This is a genomic window from Enterobacter sp. AG326 (assembly GCF_004362415.1).
GTDB lineage: Bacteria > Pseudomonadota > Gammaproteobacteria > Enterobacterales > Enterobacteriaceae > Enterobacter > Enterobacter asburiae.
The window spans coordinates 1-24,069 of the sequence record NZ_SNXG01000003.1 but is presented as its reverse complement, the minus strand read 5'-3'; the positions used below and the strand labels follow the sequence as shown (position 1 = coordinate 24,069).

The window sequence follows — 24,069 nt, the reverse complement described above, 5'->3', positions numbered from 1 at the left end:
TCTGGCAATTTATTGCGTTAAATCGGCACTGCGTTTCCCTGAGCGAGTATAGTCTTCAGAAATTATTTTCCAATCATCTGAGTCGTGAGGACCCCGTATGCAGGCTTTGATCTTAGAACAGCAGGACGGAAAAACGCTTGCCTCAGTGCAGGCGGTTGAAGAGAGTCGCCTGCCGGAAGGCGAAGTAACCGTCGACATCGACTGGTCCAGTTTAAATTATAAAGATGCGCTGGCTATTACCGGTAAGGGTAAAATCATCCGAAATTTCCCTATGGTGCCGGGGATTGATTTCGCTGGCCGGGTTCATACCAGCGAGGATCCGCGCTTCCATCCAGGCCAGCATGTACTGCTCACCGGCTGGGGCGTGGGTGAAAATCACTGGGGCGGGCTGGCAACGCAGGCGCGCGTGAAGGGCGACTGGCTGGTGCCTGTGCCGAAAGGCATGGATGGCCGCAAGGCAATGATCGTCGGCACGGCAGGCTTTACCGCCATGCTGTGCGTAATGGCGCTGGAAGATGCGGGTATCCGCCCTGAGTCAGGGGAAATTGTCGTCACCGGCGCCAGCGGCGGCGTGGGCAGCACGGCTGTCACGCTGCTCCACAAGCTGGGCTATCAGGTCGCTGCGGTTTCCGGCCGAGAAAGTACCCATGACTATCTGCGCCAGCTCGGCGCCAGCCGCATTCTCAGCCGCGACGAATTTGCCGAAACCCGTGCGCTGGAAAAACAGGTTTGGGCAGGGGCGGTGGATACCGTCGGTGATAAGGTGCTGGCAAAAGTCCTTGCGCAGATGAACTACGGCGGCTGCGTGGCAGCCTGCGGTCTGGCGGGCGGATTTGCCCTGCCAACCACCGTGATGCCATTTATTCTGCGTAACGTACGCCTGCAGGGTGTGGATTCCGTGATGACTCCGCCGGCCCGTCGTCATGAAGCCTGGGAACGGCTGGTGCGCGATCTGCCGGAATCTTTCTATACCCAGAGCGCAACGGAGATAACCCTCAGCCAGGCGCCGGAATACGCCAGTAAGATCATGGACAACCAGTTCCACGGTCGTGCGCTGGTGAAAATCGCCTAATCTTCAAATTTTCGTGACATATTCGCGCGAATCCCTCTCCTCCGTCATGCTTAGAAAAACGCATGACGGAGGATGCCATGAAAAACCGAAAACTGACGGAAGCCGACGTAACGTCCGAGTCTGTCTTTATGTTACAGCGCCGCCAGATCCTGAAAATGCTTGGCATCAGCGCCACTGCCCTGACGCTCTCTCCTGCGGCACACGCCGACCTGCTCGACTGGTTTAAAGGCAACGATCGGCCAAAGGCCCCATCCGGCGCCCCGCTCACCTTTACGAAACCGGCCGAATGGCAAAACAAGCTGACGCTCACGCCGGAAGATAAAGTTACCGGCTACAACAACTTCTACGAATTTGGTCTCGATAAGGCCGATCCTGCCGCCAATGCGGGGAGCCTCAAAACCGATCCGTGGACGCTGAAAATTGATGGCGAAGTGGCGAAACCCCTGACGCTGGACCACCACGATCTCACCACCCGTTTCCCGCTCGAGGAGCGTATCTATCGCATGCGCTGCGTGGAGGCGTGGTCGATGGTGGTGCCCTGGATTGGCTTCCCGCTGCATAAACTGCTGGCAATGGTTGAGCCCACCAGCAACGCAAAATATGTCGCTTTCCAGACGCGCTATGCGCCTGACGAGATGCCCGGGCAGAAAGATAGGTTTATCGGCGGCGGGCTTGAGTATCCGTATGTAGAAGGGCTACGTCTTGACGAAGCTATGCACCCCCTCACCCTGCTGACCGTTGGCGTTTATGGCAAAGCGCTTCCGCCGCAGAACGGTGCCCCTATCCGTTTAACCGTACCGTGGAAATATGGTTTCAAAGGGATTAAATCTATCGTCAGCATTAAGCTTACCCGCGAACGTCCGCCAACCACCTGGAATCTGGCGGCTCCGGACGAATACGGCTTCTTCGCCAACGTGAACCCGCACGTGGATCATCCGCGCTGGTCGCAGGCAACCGAGCGGTTTATCGGTTCCGGCGGTGCGCTGGACGTGAAGCGCCAGCCGACGCTGCTGTTTAACGGCTATGCGGATGAAGTGGCCTCGCTTTACCGTGGCCTCAACTTACGGGAGAACTTCTGAGTGCGTTTAACGGCAAAACAGATTACCTGGCTGAAAGTGCTGCTGCACCTGGCCGGGCTGCTTCCTTTTATATGGCTGTTCTGGGCCGCAAGCCAGGGGCTCTTTAGCGCAGACCCGGCGAAGGATATCCAGCATTTTACCGGTCGGATGGCTCTGAAATTTTTGCTGGCTACCTTGCTCGTCTCGCCGCTGGCGCGCTACGCTAAACAGCCCTTATTGATACGCACCCGTCGCCTGTTAGGGCTATGGTGTTTTGCCTGGGCGACGCTGCACCTCACCAGCTACGCCCTGCTGGAACTGGGAATTAACAATCTGGCGCTGCTTGGCCGCGAACTGGTGACACGTCCTTATCTGACGCTGGGTATCGTGAGCTGGGTGGTTTTACTGGCGTTAGCGCTGACATCCACACAATATGCGCAGCGAAAACTGGGCAGGCGCTGGCAGCTTCTGCATAACTTCGTCTATCTTGTCGCGATCCTCGCTCCCATTCATTACCTGTGGTCGGTGAAGATCCTCTCCCCGCAGCCAATCCTTTATGCACTGGCGGCCGTGGCGCTTTTGGCATGGCGTTATAAGAAGTTCCGCCAGTGGTTGCGATAGTTCGCGAAACTGTGCGTTTTCCCGCAGATTACCGGTCAACCGCAAATCTTTTTCGGATAGCGGTTGATAATCTTCCCTGATAAGACCAGTATTTAGCTGCTAAATGCTACGAAATCGTTATAATGTGCGACCTTGGTTCGCCTGACAGCGGTTTTAAGCCTCTGAAAAGGTGACATTTGCGTTTCGAAGGTATATTTTGTTTTTTACCCGAAAATCGCAGGAGATAGCGGCAGAATGACTGATAAATTCCATATCTTAGTTTTGAACGGACCGAACCTGAACATGCTCGGCACCCGTGAGCCAGAGAAGTACGGCACGCTAACATTGAGTGAAATTGTTAACCGTCTGGGAACGGAAGCAGCGTCACTGAATGTGGATTTGGATCATTTTCAGTCGAATGCGGAGTACGCACTCATCGACCGTATTCATCAGGCTAAAGACAATGTGGACTATATCCTGATCAATCCGGCCGCGTTTACGCACACCAGTGTTGCTATCCGCGACGCACTGCTCGCGGTGAGTATCCCGTTTATCGAGATCCACCTGAGTAATGTGCACGCACGAGAGCCGTTCCGTCACCATTCGTATCTGTCGGATATCGCTGCTGGCGTTATCTGTGGACTGGGCGCAGACGGCTATTCATACGCTTTACAGACAGCGGTAAAACGCTTGTCACAATCACACTAAACAAGAGTACGGAACCCACTCATGGATATTCGTAAGATTAAAAAACTGATCGAGCTGGTTGAAGAATCAGGCATCTCCGAACTGGAAATTTCTGAAGGCGAAGAGTCTGTACGCATCAGCCGTGCAGCCCCAGCCGCTAGCTTCCCGGTAATGCAGCAGGCTTATGCTGCGCCAGTGCAGCAGCCTGCGCTCTCCGCAGCCGTTGCGCCAGCAGCTGAAGCCGCACCTGCCGCTGCAGCAGAAATCAGTGGTCACATCGTACGTTCCCCAATGGTTGGTACTTTCTACCGCACCCCGAGCCCGGACGCGAAGGCGTTCATCGAAGTGGGTCAGAAAGTCAACGTAGGCGATACCCTGTGCATCGTTGAAGCGATGAAAATGATGAACCAGATCGAAGCAGACAAATCAGGTACTGTGAAAGCGATTCTGGTCGAAAGTGGTCAGCCGGTTGAATTTGACGAGCCGCTGGTCGTCATCGAGTAACGAGGCGTACATGCTGGATAAAATTGTTATCGCCAACCGCGGCGAGATCGCACTGCGTATTCTTCGTGCCTGTAAAGAACTGGGCATCAAGACCGTCGCTGTGCACTCAAGCGCGGATCGCGATTTAAAACACGTATTGCTGGCGGATGAGACGGTCTGTATTGGCCCGGCTCCGTCCGTAAAAAGCTATCTGAACATCCCGGCTATCATCAGCGCCGCTGAAATCACCGGCGCGGTGGCAATTCATCCGGGTTACGGCTTCCTCTCTGAGAACGCCAACTTTGCTGAGCAGGTTGAACGCTCTGGCTTCATCTTCATCGGCCCGAAAGCCGACACTATCCGCCTGATGGGCGACAAAGTGTCTGCAATCACCGCGATGAAAAAAGCCGGTGTTCCAACCGTACCAGGCTCTGACGGCCCTCTGACCGACGACATGGATGCTAACCGTGCTCATGCTAAACGCATTGGCTATCCGGTTATCATCAAGGCGTCCGGCGGTGGCGGCGGTCGCGGTATGCGCGTTGTGCGTAGCGATGCTGAACTGGCGCAGTCCATCTCCATGACCAAAGCAGAAGCGAAAGCCGCTTTCAGCAATGACATGGTGTACATGGAAAAATACCTGGAAAACCCACGCCACATCGAAATTCAGGTGCTGGCTGACGGTCAGGGTAACGCGATCTATCTGGCAGAACGTGACTGCTCCATGCAGCGTCGTCACCAGAAAGTGGTCGAAGAAGCACCAGCACCGGGCATTACCCCAGAGCTGCGTCGCTACATCGGCGAGCGTTGCTCCAAAGCGTGTGTCGATATCGGCTATCGCGGTGCAGGTACCTTTGAGTTCCTGTTCGAGAACGGCGAGTTCTATTTCATCGAAATGAACACCCGTATTCAGGTTGAACACCCGGTTACCGAAATGATCACCGGCGTTGACCTGATCAAAGAACAGCTGCGTATCGCTGCAGGCCAGCCGCTGTCCATCAAGCAGGAAGAAGTTGTGGTGAAAGGCCATGCGGTAGAGTGCCGTATTAACGCCGAAGACCCGAACACCTTCCTGCCAAGCCCGGGTAAAATCACGCGTTTCCACGCGCCGGGTGGCTTTGGCGTGCGCTGGGAGTCTCATATCTACGCCGGTTACACCGTACCGCCGTACTATGACTCAATGATCGGCAAGCTTATCTGCTATGGCGAAAACCGTGACGTGGCGATTGCCCGCATGAAAAACGCCCTGCAGGAACTGATCATCGACGGTATCAAAACCAACGTTGATCTGCAGATGCGTATCATGAGCGACGAGCACTTCCAGAATGGTGGAACTAACATCCATTATCTGGAGAAAAAACTCGGTCTGAACGAGAAGTAAGAGACCTGTGTTGCTAAAAGGCCGGATTATCCGGCCTTTTTTATTTCTGGGGCCTGGAAAGCCTCATCATGTACAATCCCCGCTTTCTTCATCCACAAGGGACAAAAAATGGACAAACGTTTTGTTCAGGCCCATAAAGAAGCGCGCTGGGCGCTGTGGCTGACCCTTCTCTATCTCGCAGCATGGTTAGTAACTGCTTACTTACCTGACTCCGCTATTGGCATCACCGGCCTGCCGCACTGGTTCGAAATGGCGTGTCTGCTGGTACCGCTGGTCTTCATCCTGCTGTGCTGGGCAATGGTGAAATTCATCTATCGCGATATTCCGCTGGAGGACGATGATGCAGCTTGAAGTCATTCTGCCGCTTATCGCTTACTTGTTAGTGGTGTTTGGTTTATCCGTTTACGCCATGCGTAAAAGAACGACGGGCACCTTCCTGAACGAGTATTTTCTTGGCAGCCGCTCGATGGGCGGCGTCGTGCTGGCCATGACGCTGACCGCGACCTACATCAGCGCCAGCTCGTTTATCGGCGGACCCGGTGCAGCCTATAAATACGGGTTAGGCTGGGTGCTGCTGGCGATGATCCAGCTTCCAGCCGTCTGGCTCTCGCTGGGCATACTGGGTAAAAAATTTGCCATTCTGGCGCGCCGTTATAATGCCGTGACGCTCAACGATATGCTGTTTGCCCGCTATCAGAGCCGTTTACTGGTGTGGCTGGCCAGCTTAAGCCTGCTGGTGGCCTTTATTGGCGCAATGACGGTGCAGTTTATCGGCGGGGCACGCCTGCTGGAAACGGCGGCGGGGATCCCCTACGAGACAGGCTTGATCATCTTCGGAGTCAGCATTGCGCTGTATACCGCGTTTGGCGGATTCCGCGCCAGCGTGCTGAACGATACGATGCAGGGTTTGGTGATGCTTGTTGGCACCCTTGTTCTGCTGGTGGGCATTGTGCATGCTGCTGGTGGTCTGAGCCACGCCGTCGAAACGCTGGAAACCATCGACCCGAAACTGGTCTCTCCCCAGGGCGCGGATGACATCCTTTCGCCAACCTTTATGACTTCGTTCTGGGTGTTGGTGTGCTTTGGGGTGATCGGCCTGCCGCATACCGCCGTGCGCTGTATCTCTTACAAAGACAGCAAAGCCGTGCATAGAGGTATCATTATCGGCACTATCGTTGTCGCCATCCTGATGTTTGGTATGCACCTGGCAGGCGCGTTAGGTCGGGCAGTTATTCCTGACCTTACCGTACCCGATCTGGTTATCCCAACCCTGATGGTTAAAGTACTGCCGCCATTTGCCGCCGGGATCTTCCTCGCCGCACCGATGGCCGCCATTATGTCGACCATCAACGCTCAGCTGCTGCAAAGTTCCGCTACGATCATTAAAGATCTCTATCTGAACCTGCGTCCTGAGCAGGCAGAGAATGAACGGCGCCTGAAGCGCATGTCGGCCGTTATTACTCTGGCATTAGGGGCATTGCTGCTGTTAGCCGCGTGGCGCCCGCCGGAGATGATCATCTGGCTGAACCTGCTGGCATTTGGTGGGCTTGAAGCGGTATTCCTGTGGCCGCTGGTGTTAGGGCTCTACTGGGAGCGCGCGAATGCCGCCGGTGCGCTGAGCGCTATGATTGTCGGCGGCGTGCTTTACGCCGTACTCGCAACGTTTAAGATTCAGTACTTGGGCTTCCATCCAATTGTGCCTTCGTTACTGCTAAGTTTACTGGCGTTTGTGGTGGGGAACCGTTTCGGTCAGCCCGTCCCACAACCCGCTATGATTTCTACTGATAAATAAAGAGTTTTGCCATGCCGTGGATCCAACTAAAACTGAACACAACCGGCGCGAACGCCGAGGAACTGAGCGATGCGCTGATGGAGGCCGGTTCGGTCTCTATCACCTTCCAGGACACGCATGACACGCCGGTCTTTGAGCCGCTGCCGGGCGAAACCCGCCTGTGGGGTGATACCGACGTTATTGGCCTGTTTGATGCCGAAACCGATATGAAAGAGGTTGTCGCGATTCTGGAGAATCATCCTCTGCTGGGCTCGGGTTTCGTGCACAAAATCGAACAGCTGGAAGACAAAGACTGGGAACGCGAGTGGATGGATAACTTCCACCCGATGCAGTTCGGCAAACGTCTGTGGATCTGCCCAAGCTGGCGCGACGTTCCGGACGAGAATGCGGTCAACGTGATGCTCGACCCGGGCCTGGCGTTTGGTACCGGTACTCACCCCACCACGTCCCTGTGCCTGCAGTGGCTGGATGGTCTGGATCTGGACGGTAAGACAGTGATCGACTTCGGCTGTGGATCCGGGATCCTCGCGATTGCAGCCCTGAAGCTGGGCGCGGCAAAAGCCATCGGGATCGATATCGATCCGCAGGCTATTCAGGCCAGCCGCGATAATGCCGAGCGTAACGGCGTCTCCGATCGTCTGGAGCTGTATCTGCCGGATGCACAGCCAGAAGCCATGAAAGCCGATGTGGTGGTCGCAAACATTCTGGCGGGCCCACTGCGCGAACTGGCTCCGTTAATCAGCGTGCTGCCCGTTGAGGGCGGTCTGCTGGGTCTTTCCGGTATCCTGGCGAGCCAGGCCGACAGCGTGTGTGAAGCCTACGCCGATCTCTTTGCCCTTGACCCGGTGGTAGAAAAAGAAGAGTGGTGCCGCATCACAGGTCGTAAAAAATAAGCATTTGGCGTGGTCATCTGACCACGCCTCTCCCCCTCTGATAATCCTCTCTCCCCGGGTCATTCTTCGGTAAAATAACCCTACAAATCATGCTGATTTGTATTACAAAAATTCACCGGAAGAATATGATGACACACGTTACAGGCAAGGCAGCGCTGCTGGCGCTGAGCATGATCTCGGCTTCAACATTCGCATCACACTGGAGCTACGAAGGGGAAGGATCGCCGGAACACTGGAGTGAGCTGGACGAGGCATACAAGACCTGTCAAAGCGGAATGAACCAGTCTCCTGTTAATATTGATTCGACCGCTAACGCCCATCTCTCCCCGCTACAAACCCACTACGTTGATGGCCCTGTTACACTGACAAACAACGGCCATACCATTCAGGCAAGTGAACAGGCTAACACTCTAGATACCCTTACTCTTGATAAGCAAACCTGGACGTTACAGCAGTTCCATTTCCACGCGCCGAGCGAAAACACCGTGCATGGCAAGAGATACGCGATGGAAATGCATCTGGTCCATAAAAATGCCAGTGGGGAACTGACGGTGGTGGCGGTCATGTTTGATAAAGGAGCCGCAAACCCGGAGCTAGAAAAACTGTGGCGCGTTATGCCTCAGCAGGCCGAGCAGAACGTCTCCATCAAACAGGATCTCAACCTGAACAAACTGCTGCCAAAAGATAAAACGTACTGGCGCTTTAGCGGTTCACTGACCACCCCACCGTGTACAGAAGGCGTCACCTGGATTGTGCTTAAGCAGCCCCTGACGGTTTCTGCAGAACAGCTGGCCAGATTCACCCAGACGATGCATCACGATAATAACCGTCCGGTACAGTCGCTGCATGGGCGCGTAGTGGTCGAATAACACACATTTTTCGCATGATGATCATGTTCTAAAATGCGACGCAGATCGCAAAGAAGTGGGGAAATCTGCTGCTAAAAACAGCAGATTATCCCGCTTCAGTAACGCATTTATTCAGAAATGATGAGAAGTTACGGGAAATTGTAAGCGTCGATAAAATAACCATTATCATATAACTTAATGATTTAAATAATGAATAATTTTGAACGGAAAGATTGGGCGGCGATTCCTTGATCTACAACAGTGGATTGTTCAAAGTTTGGCCTTTCATCTCGTGCAAAAAATGCGTAATATACGCCGCCTTGCAGTCACAGTATGGTCATTTCTTAACTCATGCGCATCGGACACCACCAGCTTAGAAATCGCCTGATCGCAGCCCCAATGGCAGGTATTACAGACCGGCCGTTCAGGACGCTGTGCTATGAGATGGGAGCCGGTTTAACCGTATCCGAGATGATGTCGTCTAACCCGCAGGTTTGGGAAAGCGATAAATCCCGCCTTCGGATGGTGCACGTTGATGAACCAGGTATTCGCACCGTGCAAATTGCCGGAAGCGTGCCTGAAGAGATGGCAGATGCCGCGCGGATTAACGTGGAAAGTGGTGCCCAGATTATTGATATCAATATGGGGTGCCCGGCCAAAAAGGTGAATCGCAAGCTTGCAGGTTCAGCCCTTCTGCAATACCCCGACCAGGTGAAAGCTATCCTGACGGCGGTTGTCAGCGCGGTGGACGTTCCTGTTACGTTGAAGATTCGCACGGGTTGGTCGCCGGAACACCGTAACTGTGTAGAGATTGCCCAACTGGCCGAAGACTGTGGCATTCAGGCCCTGACCATCCATGGACGCACTCGCGCCTGTTTGTTCAACGGTGAAGCTGAATACGACAGCATTCGGGCAGTTAAGCAGAAAGTTTCCATTCCGATTATCGCGAATGGCGACATAACTGACCCGCTTAAAGCCAGGGCTGTACTCGACTATACGGGAGCTGATGCTCTGATGATAGGACGTGCAGCTCAGGGAAGACCCTGGATCTTCCGGGAAATCCAGCATTATCTGGACACTGGGGAGCTGCTTGCCCCGCTGCCTCTGGCAGAGGTTAAGCGCTTGCTTTGTTCGCATGTTCGGGAACTGCATGACCACTACGGTCAGGCAAAAGGGTACCGAATTGCGCGTAAACACGTCTCCTGGTATCTCCAGGAGCACGCTCCAGATGACCAGTTTCGGCGCACATTCAACGCCATAGAGGATGCCAGCGTACAGCTGGAGGCGTTGGAGGCATACTTCGAAAATCTTGCGTAATGAAATAAAGAGCTGACAGAACTATGTTCGAACAACGCGTAAATTCTGACGTACTGACCGTTTCTACCGTTAACTCTCAGGACCAGGTAACTCAAAAGCCCCTGCGTGACTCGGTTAAACAGGCACTGAAGAACTATTTTGCTCAACTGAACGGTCAGGATGTTAATGACCTGTATGAGCTGGTACTGGCTGAAGTTGAACAGCCACTGTTGGACATGGTGATGCAATACACCCGCGGTAACCAAACCCGCGCTGCGCTGATGATGGGTATCAACCGTGGTACTCTGCGTAAGAAACTGAAAAAATACGGCATGAACTGATACTAATCAGTTAAATGCTTGTTTAAAAAGGCGCTCTTCGGCATGGGGAAGCGCCTTTTTTATTATTTGCGCTTCTCCGTCAACGCATTGTAAACCTTCGCCTCTCCCGCTTTTCAACCACGGTTTTTCGTGTATATTTCCCCCACCTTACTGGCGATCTTCCCGCGGAATGACACAATGATTCGTAAATACTGGTGGCTGGTTGTCTTTGCAATCTCCGTTCTCATTTTCGATACACTCCTGATGCAGTGGATTGAACTAATGAGCACCGAAACCGATAAGTGTCGCAATATGAACTCCGTTAATCCGCTGAAACTCGTAAACTGCTCAGAGCTCGACTAACCGCCCGATTGCGCAAATCACCCCGTTATTACCCACTAAAAACGGGGATTTAAATCCCTTTGAGCCATTACCTGACGGTGATAATGTCTCGCCCTTCTCAACCGCTCTAGCGTAACCCCACACTCGAGTAGAACCGTCCATGCTGGTCAGCCAATACAACCATATCCTTGTCGTCCTCTCCTTTGTTGTTGCCATCCTTGCTGCTTATACCGCGCTGAACATGGCTGCACGCGTCGCCGGGAGTGAGGGCGTCGCTGCCCGCGTCTGGCTGGCTGGCGGAGGTATTGCTATGGGCATCGGCGTGTGGGCCATGCATTTTATCGGCATGCTGGCGATGGACCTCTCCATGAGCATGAGCTATAACGCCACCCTGACGGTGCTATCCATGGTCATCGCCATAGGTTCGTCGCTGTTTGCGCTATGGCTCGTGAGCTGCGAGCAACTACGCCTGCGCCGACTGCTGCCCGGCGCGCTGGTGATGGGAAGCGGTATTGTTGCTATGCATTACACCGGCATGGCGGCGCTGGAAGTGATGCCCGGGATTATCTGGGACAAGGTCTGGGTGGCCATTTCGGTCGTGATTGCGCTTGCTGCTTCGCTCGCGGCATTATGGCTCACCTTCCGCCTGCGTCGCGAAGCCGCGCAGGTCGTGCTGATGCGCATGGGAGCAGCCATCACGATGGGGATTGCCATTGCCGGTATGCACTATGCCGGGATGAAAGCGGCGCAGTTTCCGATGTCCACAATGGTTCACCATGAGGGTATCAACGGGAGCTGGCTGGCGGTACTGGTCAGCGTCGTCGCGCTCTCAATTCTTGGGATCACCCTGCTGGTCTCGATGCTGGATGCCCGCCTTCAGGCACGTACCGCCCTTCTGGCCTCGTCGCTGGCAGAAGCTAACCGGGAACTCGCTCAGCTGGCGCTACACGATACCCTGACGCGCCTGCCCAACCGTATCCTGCTGGAAGACAGACTCGATCAGGCCATCAGCAAAGCCGATCGTGAAGGGAACCACTTTGCCCTGATGTTCATGGATCTTGACGGCTTTAAAGCCATCAATGATGCCTACGGACATGATGTCGGTGACAGGCTGCTGGTCGCCGTTACGCAGCGTCTGCTGCTTCTCCTGAAAGGCCAGTTCACCCTTGCACGTATTGGCGGTGATGAGTTTGTTCTGCTGGCTGAGGGAGAAGGTCCGGACGACGCGGCATCGCTGGCAAATTCGCTGGTGCGCGCGATCGATAGCCCGTTCAATCTCAGCCCCTATGAACTGGTAGTGACCCTCAGCATTGGTATCGCGCTCTACCCTCACGACGGCAAAACCGAGCGTGAGCTGATGTTTAACGCCGACGCGGCGATGTATCACACGAAGCATATGGGCCGTAACGGTTACCACTTTTTCCAGCCCTCCATGAACACCCTGGCGCAGACCCATCTCCAGTTAATGAACGATCTGTGGATGGCGGTCGATCGCAATGAGCTGCGCCTGCTGTATCAGCCAAAATTTCACGCCCCGGCGGGCCCGGTCCTCGGATTCGAGGCGTTATTGCGCTGGCAGCATCCTAAACAGGGGCTACTGACGCCGGACCTTTTTCTGCCGCTGGCGGAAAAAACGGGGCTAATCGTCCCCATTGGCAACTGGGTGATTAATGAAGCCTGTCGCCAGCTGCGGGAATGGCATCTCCAGGGGCATCAAAGCTGGTCAATGGCGGTAAATCTGTCGACACTGCAGTTTGAACAACCTTCGCTGGTTAAAACGGTTCTCGACTGCCTGGCACTTCACCAGGTGCCACCGGAAATGTTGATCCTCGAAGTGACGGAAACCACGGCGATGAGCAACCCGGATGAGAGCGTACGGGTGCTGACAGAGCTGACGGATGCAGGCGTGAAGGCCTCCATTGATGATTTTGGCACCGGATATTCGAGCCTGCTGTACCTCAAGCGCTTACCGGCCTGCGAATTGAAAATCGACAGGGCGTTTGTGAAAGAGCTCAGCGGCGAGAGCGAGGATGCCACTATTGTCTCAGCAATTGTGGCTCTCGCTAAAACACTTAACCTGAAAGTCGTGGCTGAAGGTGTGGAAACCGAAGCGCAGCAAGCCTTTTTAACCGAGCTTGGCTGTAACACCCTTCAGGGTTATCTGTTAGGTAAACCCGTCAGCGCGCAGACCATAGAAGCACTTTGTGCCCGAGGGGAAATGTTACCTGGCGCTGAGCAGTAAGCACCCTCATCTGGCGACACGCGAATAACCGGGAGTGTCGCCAGTATGCTATCGACCAGAGCGGGAGCCTGCTGATAAAGATTAAAACTATCGTTATTCATTAACCAGTTTTTAATTATTCCGCTAAAAAAACCGTGGAATACAATCAAGGTGAGATCAACATTCACCTGTGGCGAAATGATGTTCCGCGAAATACAGGTCTCCAGCGCGGCACGTAGCGTGTCATCGTTGAATCCGATACGCTTTCTGATTTCACGCTCAGAAATCATATCACTGCTAAATTCACACTTATGATACAGAATTTGTAAAAGCGCACATTGCCGGGGTTCATGGGCAATATACTGCAGCGCGGTAATAAATTGCTCACGAAGTTTTAACAATGGATCGTCACTATCGGAAAGCGAAAGCCTGTCGTGAATAATGTCGCGAAGCGGTAATTGGTGTTCCCAGATGGCATTAAATATTTCAGATTTACTGGTGAAGTGCCAGTAGATCGCGCCGCGAGTCAACTTAGCGGCATCAGCGATATCCGTCAGCGTCGTGCTGGCTACGCCACGCGTGGCAAACTGTCCGATAGCCGCCTCAATCAGCTGCTGCCGGGTTTGTTGAGCCTCTTCTTTCTTTTTACGCGCCATAGGCAACTACTCGTTACTCACAAGGTTTAAAGGTCATATTGCGTTCATGCAAATGTAAGTATTCACTAAAATCCGTTTTAATTTTGCACAAAAAAAGTCACCCCTCTTGATTTATAATTAATACAAATACATCCAATCAATTAAATTGACGAAATGAATAATTATAAAATATTAAACTCATTTACCTGATTAACATGCCTGAACTATATCCCAGAATGAAGCTGGTCTGATTCTGATTTTCTTCCACAAGCATGGTCATTCGCACTTATAAATTAAAAAACATTAAATACCCTCATTATTATACGCAGCTACATTTTATTTTTATCCCTCTGCCTCTGCTACCGATTTGCGGCATATATCGGTTAATGGGTATTTAAAGGAACAGTAATGACGAATCATTTCAGACGCTTGCCCTTATCCGGTTTCATTGTCTGTACGGTACTGCTCACTGGATGCGATGGTCAGGAAAATCAACAACAACACCTGCAGGCGCCTCAGGTCAGCGTGCATATTGTGAAAAGCGCGCCTCTGGCTGTCACCACTGAACTCCCGGGCAGAACAGATGCATTTCGCGTTGCGGAGGTTCGTCCTCAGGTTAGCGGCATTATCCTTCGCCGTAACTTCGCGGAGGGTAGCGATGTAAAAGCGGGCGAGTCACTCTACCAGATTGATCCTGCGACCTATCAGGCAGCCTATGACAGCGCGAAAGGCGAACTGGCGAAGGCTCAGGCGGCGGCCAATATTGCACACCTGACGGTGAAACGTTATCTCCCGCTGGTAGGCACCCAGTATGTCAGTAAGCAGGAGTATGACCAGGCCGTGGCGACGGCTCAGCAGGCAGATGCCAGCGTAGTTGCCGCAAAAGCGGGCGTTGAAAGCGCACGTATCAACCTTGCCTACACCAAAGTAACCTCTCCGGTTGATGGTCGTATCGGGAAATCCAGCGTGACCGAAGGGGCGCTGGTGACGAACGGGCAAGCCGCAGCGCTGGCAACGGTCCAGCAGCTTGATCCGATTTATGTCGATGTCACCCAGTCCAGCAATGATTTTATGCGCCTGAAACAGACGAGCCTGCAAAAAGGCGATACCGCCAGCAGCGTTGAACTGCTGATGGAGAACGGGCAGCCCTATCCGCTGAAAGGCACATTGCAGTTCTCTGACGTCACGGTCGATGAAAGTACCGGCTCGATTACCCTGCGCGCCATTTTCCCGAACCCTCAGCATCTGTTGTTACCCGGCATGTTTGTTCGCGCCCGCATTGATGAAGGCACCCAGCCGGATGCGATTCTGGTACCACAGCAAGGCGTGACCCGCACACCGCGAGGCGATGCAACCGTCCTGGTGGTGAACGATAAAAACCAGGTTGAGCCGCGAACCGTCGTGGCCCCTCAGGCAATTGGCGATCGCTGGCTGGTGACGGAAGGGCTGAAAAACGGTGACCGCGTGATTGTCAGCGGGCTACAGAAAGTCAGACCGGGGGTAACCGTCGTCGCCACGCCGGATACCACCACGACGCCAGCCGGTTAAGGGACGACGACATGGCTAATTTCTTTATTCAGAGACCGGTTTTCGCCTGGGTACTTGCCATCATTTTGATGATTGCAGGCGGACTGGCCATTCTCAAACTTCCCGTCGCACAGTATCCGACCATTGCCCCTCCCGCCGTGGCGATATCCGCGACCTACCCGGGAGCTGACGCTCAAACGGTGCAGGATACCGTGACCCAGGTTATCGAGCAGAACATGAACGGTATCGATAAGCTGATGTATATGTCCTCCACCAGCGATTCAGCGGGTAACGTCACCATCACCCTGACCTTCGAGTCAGGAACCGATCCGGACATCGCTCAGGTGCAGGTGCAGAACAAGCTGCAGCTCGCCATGCCGCTGCTGCCGCAAGAGGTACAGCAGCAAGGGATTGGCGTGGAGAAATCCAGCAGCAGCTTCCTGCTGGTCGCCGGCTTTGTTTCAGACAACAAAAATCTCACGCAGAATGACATCTCTGACTATGTCGCGTCGAACGTCAAAGATGCCATCAGCCGAACGTCTGGCATCGGGGACGTTCAGCTGTTTGGCGCTCAGTATGCGATGCGCATCTGGCTCAACAGCAACGCGATGAACAAATACCAGCTGACGCCGCAGGATATTATCAACCAGCTGAAAACGCAGAACGATCAGATAGCGGCAGGCCAGCTGGGCGGAACGCCGTCCATTCCCGGGCAGCAGCTGAATGCCTCGATCATCGCGCAAACCCGCCTGAAATCTCCGGAGGAGTTTGGCCGCGTGACGCTGAAGGTGAACCAGGACGGCTCGATGGTTCATCTGAAGGACGTGGCTCGCATTGAGCTGGGCGGCGAAAACTACAACATGGTCACTAAAATCAACGGGCAGGCGGCAACCGGTCTGGGGATTAAGCTGGCAACCGGGGCAAATGCGCTGGACACTGCGGCAGCCATTAAGAGCAAGCTGGCGCAGCTGCAGCAGTTCTTCCCGCAGGGGCTGAAAGTCGTCTATCCCTATGACACCACGCCTTTTGTGAAGATCTCCATTCACGAAGTGGTGAAGACCCTGTTTGAAGCAATCGTTCTCGTCTTTCTGGTCATGTACCTGTTCCTGCAAAACCTGCGGGCGACGCTCATCCCGACTATCGCGGTGCCGGTTGTTCTGCTGGGTACCTTTGCGGTTCTGGCGGCATTCGGTTTCTCCATCAATACCCTGACGATGTTCGGCATGGTGCTGGCGATAGGTCTGCTGGTCGATGACGCTATCGTGGTCGTTGAGAACGTTGAACGCGTCATGGTCGAGGACAAACTGCCGCCGAAAGAGGCCACGCAGAAGTCGATGGAGCAGATCCAGGGTGCACTGGTCGGGATCGCCATGGTGCTCTCGGCGGTCTTTATTCCGATGGCCTTTTTTGGCGGCTCGACGGGGGCGATCTATCGCCAGTTCTCGCTGACTATCGTTTCCGCTATGGCCTTGTCCGTACTGGTTGCGCTAATCCTGACGCCCGCCCTCTGTGCAACGTTGCTTAAGCCCGTATCAGGTGACCATCATGAGAAAAAAGGGGGCTTCTTCGGCTGGTTTAATGCGCTCTTTGATAAAAGCGTGGAGCACTACAGCAACAGCGTGAGCGGTATTTTGCGTAAGACAGGGCGCTATCTGGCGGTGTACGTCATTATCGTCGGAGGGATGGCGGTGCTCTTCCTGCGCTTGCCTACCTCCTTCCTGCCCGAAGAGGATCAGGGGGTATTTATGACGATGGTTCAACTCCCGGCGGGTGCAACCCAGACGCGTACTCAGCAGGTCCTTGATCAGGTTCAGGACTACTATCTGAACAAAGAGAAAGCGAACGTTGAATCCGTCTTTACCGTAAACGGCTTTAGCTTTAGCGGCCAGGGTCAGAACGCCGGCATTGCCTTCGTCAGCCTGAAGCCCTGGGAGGAGCGCCCGGGGGCGGAAAACGGCGTTGAAGCCATTGTGGGTCGCGCGACGAAAGCCTTCAGTCAAATTAAAGACGGCCTCGTGTTCCCGTTTAACCTGCCTGCAATTATCGAACTGGGTACCGCCACGGGCTTCGATTTTGAATTGATCGATCAGGCCAACCTGGGGCATACCCAGCTGACGCAGGCGCGTAACCAACTGCTCAGTATGGTGCATGAGCACCCTGACCTGCTGGTTCGCGTGCGCCCTAACGATCTTGAAGATACGCCTCAGTTCAAGCTGGATGTCGATCAGGAGAAAGCGCAGGCGCTGGGCGTCAGTCTTTCTGACGTCAACCAGACGATTTCGACGGCCTTAGGTGGCAGCTATGTGAACGACTTTATCGATCATGGGCGCGTGAAAAAGGTCTACGTCCAGGCCGACGCAAAATTCCGTATGTTGCCAGGAGATATTAATAACCTTTACGTGCGCAGCGCGAATGGGGAAATGGTCCCGTTCTCCGCCTTCAGTAACGCTCACTGGGTCTATGGTTCACCTCGTCTGGAGCGCTATAACGGGATGCCCTCTATGGAGATCCTGGGTGAATCCGCTCCGGGTAAAAGTACCGGTGAGGCCATGGCTATGATGGAAAGCCTCGCGGCAAAACTGCCTTCCGGCATCGGCTATGACTGGACGGGGATGTCTTATCAGGAGCGCCTCTCGGGTAACCAGGCGCCAGCACTGTACGCCATTTCACTGATCGTGGTGTTCCTGTGCCTGGCTGCGCTGTATGAAAGCTGGTCCATTCCATTCTCCGTCATGCTGGTTGTGCCGCTGGGGGTCATTGGGGCTCTTCTCGCAGCGTCGCTGCGCGGGTTAAACAACGACGTCTATTTCCAGGTCGGCCTGCTGACGACGATTGGTTTATCGGCGAAAAACGCCATCCTGATCGTCGAATTTGCTAAAGACCTGATGGATAAAGAAGGCAAAGGCATTATTGAAGCCACGCTGGAAGCCTCCAGGATGCGCCTTCGACCGATCCTGATGACGTCCCTGGCCTTTATTCTTGGCGTCATGCCGCTGGTAATCAGCACCGGGGCCGGGAGCGGCGCGCAAAACGCCGTCGGTACGGGCGTTATGGGGGGAATGCTTTCCGCAACGCTTCTGGCAATTTTCTTCGTGCCCGTCTTCTTTGTGGTTGTTCGGCGACGGTTTACTCACCATAAAGATTAATGTTTCCCTGAAAAGGCATCTCTGGTGCCTTTTTATTTTTAACATAAACAACGAATTAGATTTTACATAAAGGCAGCATTAAGAATATGATGATTTGCATTAAGTAAAAACAGTCTCTTGTAACTCCATAATGTCTCCATTAATTCCTCCTGAAACCGACTTTTCTCCACGATTTTTACAAACTACATAATTTGAGATTATTCCTCGTGTAACGAGGACTTACCCCGGTGGTAAAATAACCTCCAGTTCGTTAATCGCCCTCCTGGCTTTATAGCGGATGAGAAATAATACTGAGGTAACATCATGAAAAGATTCATTTCCGTTGCACTTCTCGCTGCGCTGCTTGCTGGTTGCGCGCACGACTCTCCATGTGTACCGGTTTACGACGACCAGGGCCGACTGGTTCATACCAATACCTGTATGAAAGGCACCACCCAGGATAACTGGGAGACTGCGGGTGCTATCGCCGGCGGTGCTGCCGCAGTAGCGGGTCTGACGCTGGGTATTGTTGCCCTCACCAAGTAACATCTGTTGAGAAAGCGCGGCTCTGGCCGCGCTTTTGCTTTTAATGAGTGCAGTATTTTCAAATAAGTAAAAAAATAGCCCTGTATATATTCACTAAATTAATCTAAGCCTGAAGTCAGTCACAACTTTTTCGCTTACTCATTCAAATTACTTATTCTATCGTGATGATTTTCACACATTAATATTATTGAATACCCTGCCAATATTCACGCTGAAAACTATCTCTTCTTTTTCCTGACCCGACTCGCAACTTTTGCTCCGATTTGTGGCACAGGTTGTAATTTCGCACCGTTTCGGGGCGCTCGTTTTATTTAAGCCTGTCTACACTCAGCATTAAGCGTTCACTCGTCTCTTATTTTGTCGAACGCAAAACTGGCATTACGTTTGCTTTATAAACGTTGGCCAAAGCCACAGACAGGTAAAGCGTTTAAAAACGCCTCTATAACGATAAATTTCGCCACACAGGATGCATTATGAAAAAGACGATGATAGCCAGCCTGGCCGCTGCAGGCATGTTGTTTGCCGTAGCCGGTCAAGCCCATGCGGGAACGACACTGGATGCCGTTAAAAAGAAAGGTTTTGTTCAATGTGGTATCAGTGACGGTTTGCCTGGCTTCTCTTATGCCGATGCGAACGGCAAATTTACCGGTATTGATGTGGATGTCTGCCGTGGCGTTGCAGCCGCCGTTTTTGGCGATGACAGCAAAGTAAAATATACCCCGCTGACGGCGAAAGAGCGCTTTACGGCGCTGCAGTCCGGCGAGGTCGACATGCTCTCCCGTAATACCACCTGGACTTCCTCCCGTGATGCAGGCATGGGGATGTCATTTACGGGCGTGACCTATTATGACGGCATAGGCTTCCTGACCCACAATAAAGCTGGCCTGAAAAGCGCTAAGGAACTGGATGGCGCCACCGTTTGTATCCAGGCGGGCACCGATACCGAGCTGAACGTCGCGGATTATTTCAAAGCAAACAACATGAAATATACCCCGGTGACATTCGACCGCTCGGATGAATCGGCCAAAGCGCTGGAATCCGGCCGTTGCGACACGCTGGCCTCTGACCAGTCACAGCTGTATGCCTTACGCATTAAGCTGAGCAACCCGGCAGAGTGGATTGTCCTGCCTGAAGTGATCTCCAAAGAACCTCTCGGCCCCGTCGTTCGTCGTGGTGATGAAGACTGGTTCTCCATTGTTCGCTGGACGCTGTTTGCCATGCTGAACGCAGAAGAGATGGGCATCAATTCCAAAAACGTTGATGAAAAAGCCGCTAAACCATCCAACCCGGATATGGCACACCTGCTCGGTAAAGAAGGTGATTTCGGCAAGGATCTGAAGCTGGATAACAAGTGGGCTTACAACATCATCAAACAGGTGGGCAACTACTCTGAGATCTTTGAGCGCAACGTGGGATCGGAAAGCCCGCTGAAGATCAAACGCGGCCAGAACAATCTCTGGAACAACGGCGGTATTCAGTACGCACCACCAGTACGTTAAGTCATAGCTGTAACGGGCACTGCTCCGGCAGTGCCCACTCCAGAGTCATGGTTACTGAGGTTTCTTTATGTCCCATCGCCGCTCAGCCGTAAAAGGATCGCTATCCTTTTCTCATCCCGCGGTCCGCGCCTGGCTATTCCAGATTATTGCTATTGTTGCGGTTGTTCTCATCGCCGCGTATCTCATCCATAACACCATCACCAACCTGAATAATCGCGGCATTACTTCCGGTTTCGCGTTTTTAGATCGCAGCGCGGGGTTTGGTATTGTTCAGCACCTTATTGATTACCAGGAAGGTGACACGTACGGACGCGTGTTCGTAGTCGGTTTACTGAATACGCTGTTGGTATCGGCGCTTTGTATCGTCTTCGCGTCGGTACTGGGCTTCTTTATTGGCCTGGCGCGTCTTTCTGAAAACTGGCTCCTGCGGAAACTGTCGACTGTTTATATTGAGACGTTCCGCAATATCCCCCCGCTGCTGCAGATCTTCTTCTGGTATTTCGCCGTACTGCGTAACCTTCCCGGTCCCCGCCAGGCCGTCGACGCGTTTGAGCTGTTTTTCCTGAGTAACCGTGGTTTGTCCATCCCTTCTCCTCAGCCGGGTGAAGGGCTGTACGCTTTTATCGGCGCGATTGTGATAGCGCTTGCGCTCTCTGCGGGGGTATTCCGTTTTAACCGCAAACATCAGATCAAAACCGGTCAGCTTCGTAGAACCTGGCCCACTGCAGCTGTCCTGATCGTTAGCCTGCCGCTAATTGCACACTGGCTGTTTGGGGCAGCGCTGCACTGGGATATTCCACATCTGCGGGGCTTTAACTTTCAGGGCGGGATGGTATTAATTCCCGAGCTGGCAGCCCTGACGCTGGCGCTGTCGATTTATACGTCCGCCTTTATCGCAGAGATTATCCGTGCAGGGATCCAGGCCGTTCCTTATGGACAGCACGAGGCGGCACGCTCGCTGGGATTGCCCCATACCGTGACGCTTCGCCAGGTCATTATTCCTCAGGCTTTACGGGTCATCATTCCTCCCCTGACCAGCCAGTATCTCAATATTGTCAAAAACTCGTCTCTGGCCGCTGCCATTGGTTACCCGGATATGGTGTCACTCTTCGCCGGAACCGTGCTTAACCAGACCGGACAAGCCATTGAAACCATCGCCATCACGATGTCTGTCTATCTGATCATCAGCCTGGTGATTTCACTGCTGATGAACCTTTATAACCGCCGTATAGCACTGGTCGAGCGCTAAGGATCTATGATGACAAAAGCGATACTGTCGCACTCCTCGCGCCCTGCCAACTCGACAGGTGGACGTTTCATTCTGTGGGCGCGTAAGAATCTGTTCTCCAGCTGGAGTAATAGCCTGCTGACGATTGTCTGCCTGTGGCTCATGTGGGAATTGATTCCTCCCCTGCTGAATTGGGCGTTTTTACAGGCCAACTGGGTCGGTTCAACCCGAGCAGACTGCACTAAAGCCGGCGCCTGCTGGGTGTTTATTCATGAGCGCTTCGGCCAGTTCATGTATGGATTGTATCCGCACGAACAGCGCTGGCGGATTAATCTGGCGCTGGTTATCGGCCTGCTTTCTGTCGCAGCCATGTTCTGGAAAAAGCTGCCTCATCGGGGACGCTATATTGCCGGCTGGGCAGTGGTTTATCCGATTATTGTCTGGGTACTGTTGTATGGCGGTTTCCTGGGACTGGAACGCGTTGAAACACGCCAGTGGGGCGGGCTGACGCTGACGCTGATTATCGCTTCAGTGGGGATAGCCGGTGCTTTACCGTGGGGGATTTTACTGGCTCTGGGACGGCGTTCAAAAATGCCGATCGTCCGCGTGCTCTCCGTTATATTCATTGAGTTCTGGCGCGGCGTACCGCTTATCACCGTGTTGTTTATGTCGTCGGTCATGCTGCCGCTGTTTATGGCAGAGGGAACAACCATCGACAAGCTGATCCGTGCCCTGGTGGGGGTGATTCTCTTCCAGTCCGCCTATGTCGCTGAAGTTGTACGTGGTGGTCTGCAAGCGTTGCCTAAGGGCCAGTACGAAGCGGCGGAATCACTGGCTCTCGGTTACTGGAAAACGCAGGGACTGGTCATTCTTCCACAAGCACTCAAGCTGGTTATTCCGGGTCTGGTCAACACGATCATCGCCCTCTTCAAGGATACCAGCCTGGTGATCATCATCGGATTGTTCGATCTCTTTAGCAGCGTGCAACAGGCAACCGTTGACCCTGTCTGGCTGGGTATGTCCACCGAAGGATATGTCTTTGCTGCCCTGATCTACTGGATCTTTTGTTTTAGCATGTCGCGCTACAGCCAGCATCTGGAAAAGCGCTTTAACACCGGGCGTACACCGCACTGAGGAAATTATGAGCCAAATAACTATGACACCCGCCGACGCGATGATTACGCTGGAAAATGTGAATAAATGGTACGGACAATTTCATGTCCTGAAGGACATTAATCTTAAGGTCAAGCAGGGAGAGCGCATTGTCCTTTGCGGCCCTTCTGGATCCGGGAAATCCACAACCATTCGCTGTATTAATCATCTTGAAGAACATCAGCAAGGACGCATTGTGGTTGATGGTATCGAGTTGAATGAAGATATCCGCAATATCGAGCGCGTACGTCAGGAAGTGGGAATGGTATTTCAGCACTTTAATCTGTTTCCGCACCTGACCGTTCTGCAGAACTGTACGCTTGCGCCAATTTGGGTACGAAAGATGCCGAAAAAGGAAGCGGAGGCGTTGGCAATGTACTACCTGGAACGTGTTCGTATCGCAGAGCATGCTAATAAGTTTCCGGGCCAGATATCGGGTGGCCAACAGCAGCGTGTGGCTATCGCCCGTTCGCTGTGTATGAAACCGAAAATTATGCTGTTTGATGAACCGACATCTGCCCTCGATCCGGAAATGGTGAAAGAGGTTCTGGACACCATGATTGGGCTGGCTCAATCCGGCATGACCATGCTGTGTGTGACGCATGAGATGGGGTTTGCGCGAACCGTGGCCGACCGGGTGATCTTTATGGACCGCGGGGAGATTGTTGAGCAGGCACCGCCGGATGAGTTCTTTGCGCATCCGAAGTCAGAACGCACGAGAGCATTCCTTTCGCAGGTAATTCATTAGTCGTTTGCTCTGCCGGGTGGAGGCATCGCCTTACCCGGCCTACCCTTTTTTCGGCGCATAAACGCAAAAAGGCCATCCTTTCGGATGGCCTTCTCACTTATTTGATGTCTGGCAGTTCCCTACTCTCACATGGGGAGACCCCACACTACCATCGGCGCTACGGCGTTTCACTTCTGAGTTCGGCATGGGGTCAGGTGGGACCACCGCGCTAAAGCCGCCAGACAAATTCTTTTACTTCTTGCCGAACTTTAACCTAAGTATAAAGTGGTGCTGATACCCAGAGTCGAACTGGGGACCTCACCCTTACCAAGGGTGCGCTCTACCAACTGAGCCATATCAGCACGCTAAATTTGATGCCTGGCAGTTCCCTACTCTCACATGGGGAGACCCCACACTACCATCGGCGCTACGGCGTTTCACTTCTGAGTTCGGCATGGGGTCAGGTGGGACCACCGCGCTAAAGCCGCCAGGCAAATTCTGTTAAATCTGTATCAAAGCTGAAATTTGATTGTCTGTCTCTTCGCCGAAACAGCTTCGGCGTTGTAAGGTTAAGCCTCACGGTTCATTAGTATCGGTTAGCTCAACGCATCGCTGCGCTTACACACCCGACCTATCA

The 24,069-nt window shown here is 53.4% G+C and carries 22 protein-coding genes, 1 tRNA gene and 2 rRNA genes; 21 read left to right on the top strand and 4 right to left on the bottom strand.

The window, feature by feature from the left end; translation table 11 throughout:
* Positions 1-97 precede the first annotated feature (97 nt).
* From DFO52_RS11485 to DFO52_RS11420, 14 genes are all read left to right on the top strand, one after another.
* Complete coding sequence (locus tag DFO52_RS11485) at positions 98-1,072, top strand: MDR family oxidoreductase (RefSeq protein WP_133550418.1); 975 nt, start codon at positions 98-100, stop codon at positions 1,070-1,072.
* A 77-nt stretch (positions 1,073-1,149) separates the two neighbouring features.
* Positions 1,150-2,151 (top strand): protein-methionine-sulfoxide reductase catalytic subunit MsrP, encoded by a 1,002-nt coding sequence (msrP, locus tag DFO52_RS11480; RefSeq protein ID WP_029741739.1) that lies wholly within the window; start codon positions 1,150-1,152, stop codon positions 2,149-2,151.
* On the top strand, positions 2,152-2,751 hold the full coding sequence (gene msrQ / locus DFO52_RS11475; RefSeq protein WP_032659655.1) for a protein-methionine-sulfoxide reductase heme-binding subunit MsrQ: 600 nt from the start codon (positions 2,152-2,154) through the stop codon (positions 2,749-2,751).
* A gap of 234 nt (positions 2,752-2,985) precedes the next feature.
* Complete coding sequence (aroQ, locus tag DFO52_RS11470) at positions 2,986-3,438, top strand: type II 3-dehydroquinate dehydratase (protein WP_023309405.1); 453 nt, start codon at positions 2,986-2,988, stop codon at positions 3,436-3,438.
* 21 nt (positions 3,439-3,459) lie between these two features.
* Positions 3,460-3,921: an acetyl-CoA carboxylase biotin carboxyl carrier protein gene (accB, locus tag DFO52_RS11465; protein WP_010436174.1), complete on the top strand. Its 462-nt coding sequence runs from the start codon at positions 3,460-3,462 to the stop codon at positions 3,919-3,921.
* Positions 3,922-3,931: 10 nt separating this feature from the next.
* Positions 3,932-5,281, top strand: a complete 1,350-nt coding sequence (gene accC / locus DFO52_RS11460; protein WP_023333644.1) for an acetyl-CoA carboxylase biotin carboxylase subunit — start codon at positions 3,932-3,934, stop codon at positions 5,279-5,281.
* 108 nt (positions 5,282-5,389) lie between these two features.
* Positions 5,390-5,632: a YhdT family protein gene (locus DFO52_RS11455; protein ID WP_006178860.1), complete on the top strand. Its 243-nt coding sequence runs from the start codon at positions 5,390-5,392 to the stop codon at positions 5,630-5,632.
* Positions 5,622-7,073 (top strand): sodium/pantothenate symporter, encoded by a 1,452-nt coding sequence (gene panF / locus DFO52_RS11450; RefSeq protein ID WP_029741741.1) that lies wholly within the window; start codon positions 5,622-5,624, stop codon positions 7,071-7,073. The genes DFO52_RS11455 and panF overlap by 11 nt, the downstream gene beginning before the upstream one ends.
* Before the next feature lie 11 nt (positions 7,074-7,084).
* Complete coding sequence (gene prmA / locus DFO52_RS11445; protein ID WP_133550417.1) at positions 7,085-7,966, top strand: 50S ribosomal protein L11 methyltransferase; 882 nt, start codon at positions 7,085-7,087, stop codon at positions 7,964-7,966.
* Positions 7,967-8,094: 128 nt separating this feature from the next.
* Positions 8,095-8,835 (top strand): carbonic anhydrase family protein, encoded by a 741-nt coding sequence (locus DFO52_RS11440; RefSeq protein WP_133550632.1) that lies wholly within the window; start codon positions 8,095-8,097, stop codon positions 8,833-8,835.
* Between the two features lie 330 nt (positions 8,836-9,165).
* Entirely contained in the window at positions 9,166-10,131 is a 966-nt protein-coding gene (gene dusB / locus DFO52_RS11435; protein WP_023309409.1) for a tRNA dihydrouridine synthase DusB, read from the top strand.
* 23 nt (positions 10,132-10,154) lie between these two features.
* On the top strand, positions 10,155-10,451 hold the full coding sequence (fis, locus tag DFO52_RS11430; RefSeq protein ID WP_000462905.1) for a DNA-binding transcriptional regulator Fis: 297 nt from the start codon (positions 10,155-10,157) through the stop codon (positions 10,449-10,451).
* 177 nt (positions 10,452-10,628) lie between these two features.
* Complete coding sequence (locus tag DFO52_RS11425) at positions 10,629-10,793, top strand: DUF2556 family protein (protein WP_023309432.1); 165 nt, start codon at positions 10,629-10,631, stop codon at positions 10,791-10,793.
* A 139-nt stretch (positions 10,794-10,932) separates the two neighbouring features.
* On the top strand, positions 10,933-13,014 hold the full coding sequence (locus DFO52_RS11420) for a bifunctional diguanylate cyclase/phosphodiesterase (protein WP_133550416.1): 2,082 nt from the start codon (positions 10,933-10,935) through the stop codon (positions 13,012-13,014).
* On the opposite strand, the gene envR is transcribed toward DFO52_RS11420, so the two are convergent.
* Positions 12,930-13,649, bottom strand: coding sequence for an acrEF/envCD operon transcriptional regulator (gene envR / locus DFO52_RS11415; protein WP_133550415.1), 720 nt, complete (start codon positions 13,647-13,649; stop codon positions 12,930-12,932). The genes DFO52_RS11420 and envR overlap by 85 nt on opposite strands.
* 387 nt (positions 13,650-14,036) lie before the next feature.
* Here envR and DFO52_RS11410 point away from each other — a divergent pair, with 387 nt between their 5' ends.
* From DFO52_RS11410 to DFO52_RS11380, 7 genes are all read left to right on the top strand, one after another.
* Positions 14,037-15,176 carry an efflux RND transporter periplasmic adaptor subunit gene (locus tag DFO52_RS11410; RefSeq protein WP_133550414.1) on the top strand — a complete coding sequence of 380 codons (1,140 nt, stop codon included), beginning with the start codon at positions 14,037-14,039 and terminating at the stop codon, positions 15,174-15,176.
* 11 nt (positions 15,177-15,187) lie between these two features.
* Complete coding sequence (locus DFO52_RS11405) at positions 15,188-18,301, top strand: efflux RND transporter permease subunit (RefSeq protein ID WP_133550413.1); 3,114 nt, start codon at positions 15,188-15,190, stop codon at positions 18,299-18,301.
* Positions 18,302-18,604: 303 nt separating this feature from the next.
* Positions 18,605-18,826: a lipoprotein gene (locus tag DFO52_RS11400; RefSeq protein WP_008502867.1), complete on the top strand. Its 222-nt coding sequence runs from the start codon at positions 18,605-18,607 to the stop codon at positions 18,824-18,826.
* Positions 18,827-19,299: 473 nt separating this feature from the next.
* Positions 19,300-20,325, top strand: a complete 1,026-nt coding sequence (locus tag DFO52_RS11395) for an amino acid ABC transporter substrate-binding protein (RefSeq protein WP_023333654.1) — start codon at positions 19,300-19,302, stop codon at positions 20,323-20,325.
* Positions 20,326-20,392: 67 nt separating this feature from the next.
* Positions 20,393-21,574 carry an amino acid ABC transporter permease gene (locus DFO52_RS11390; protein WP_133550412.1) on the top strand — a complete coding sequence of 394 codons (1,182 nt, stop codon included), beginning with the start codon at positions 20,393-20,395 and terminating at the stop codon, positions 21,572-21,574.
* Between the two features lie 9 nt (positions 21,575-21,583).
* Positions 21,584-22,687, top strand: coding sequence for an amino acid ABC transporter permease (locus DFO52_RS11385; RefSeq protein ID WP_038417796.1), 1,104 nt, complete (start codon positions 21,584-21,586; stop codon positions 22,685-22,687).
* A gap of 7 nt (positions 22,688-22,694) precedes the next feature.
* The gene (locus DFO52_RS11380) at positions 22,695-23,453 is read left to right on the top strand and encodes an amino acid ABC transporter ATP-binding protein (protein ID WP_133550411.1); all 759 of its coding nucleotides are present in this window, start codon (positions 22,695-22,697) and stop codon (positions 23,451-23,453) included.
* A gap of 106 nt (positions 23,454-23,559) precedes the next feature.
* Here DFO52_RS11380 and rrf (DFO52_RS11375) read toward each other — a convergent pair.
* From rrf (DFO52_RS11375) to rrf (DFO52_RS11365), 3 genes are all read right to left on the bottom strand, one after another.
* A 5S ribosomal RNA gene (gene rrf / locus DFO52_RS11375) occupies positions 23,560-23,675 on the bottom strand.
* 43 nt (positions 23,676-23,718) lie between these two features.
* A tRNA-Thr gene (locus DFO52_RS11370) sits at positions 23,719-23,794 on the bottom strand.
* Between the two features lie 14 nt (positions 23,795-23,808).
* Positions 23,809-23,924: ribosomal RNA gene (gene rrf / locus DFO52_RS11365) — 5S ribosomal RNA — on the bottom strand.
* Positions 23,925-24,069 lie beyond the last annotated feature (145 nt).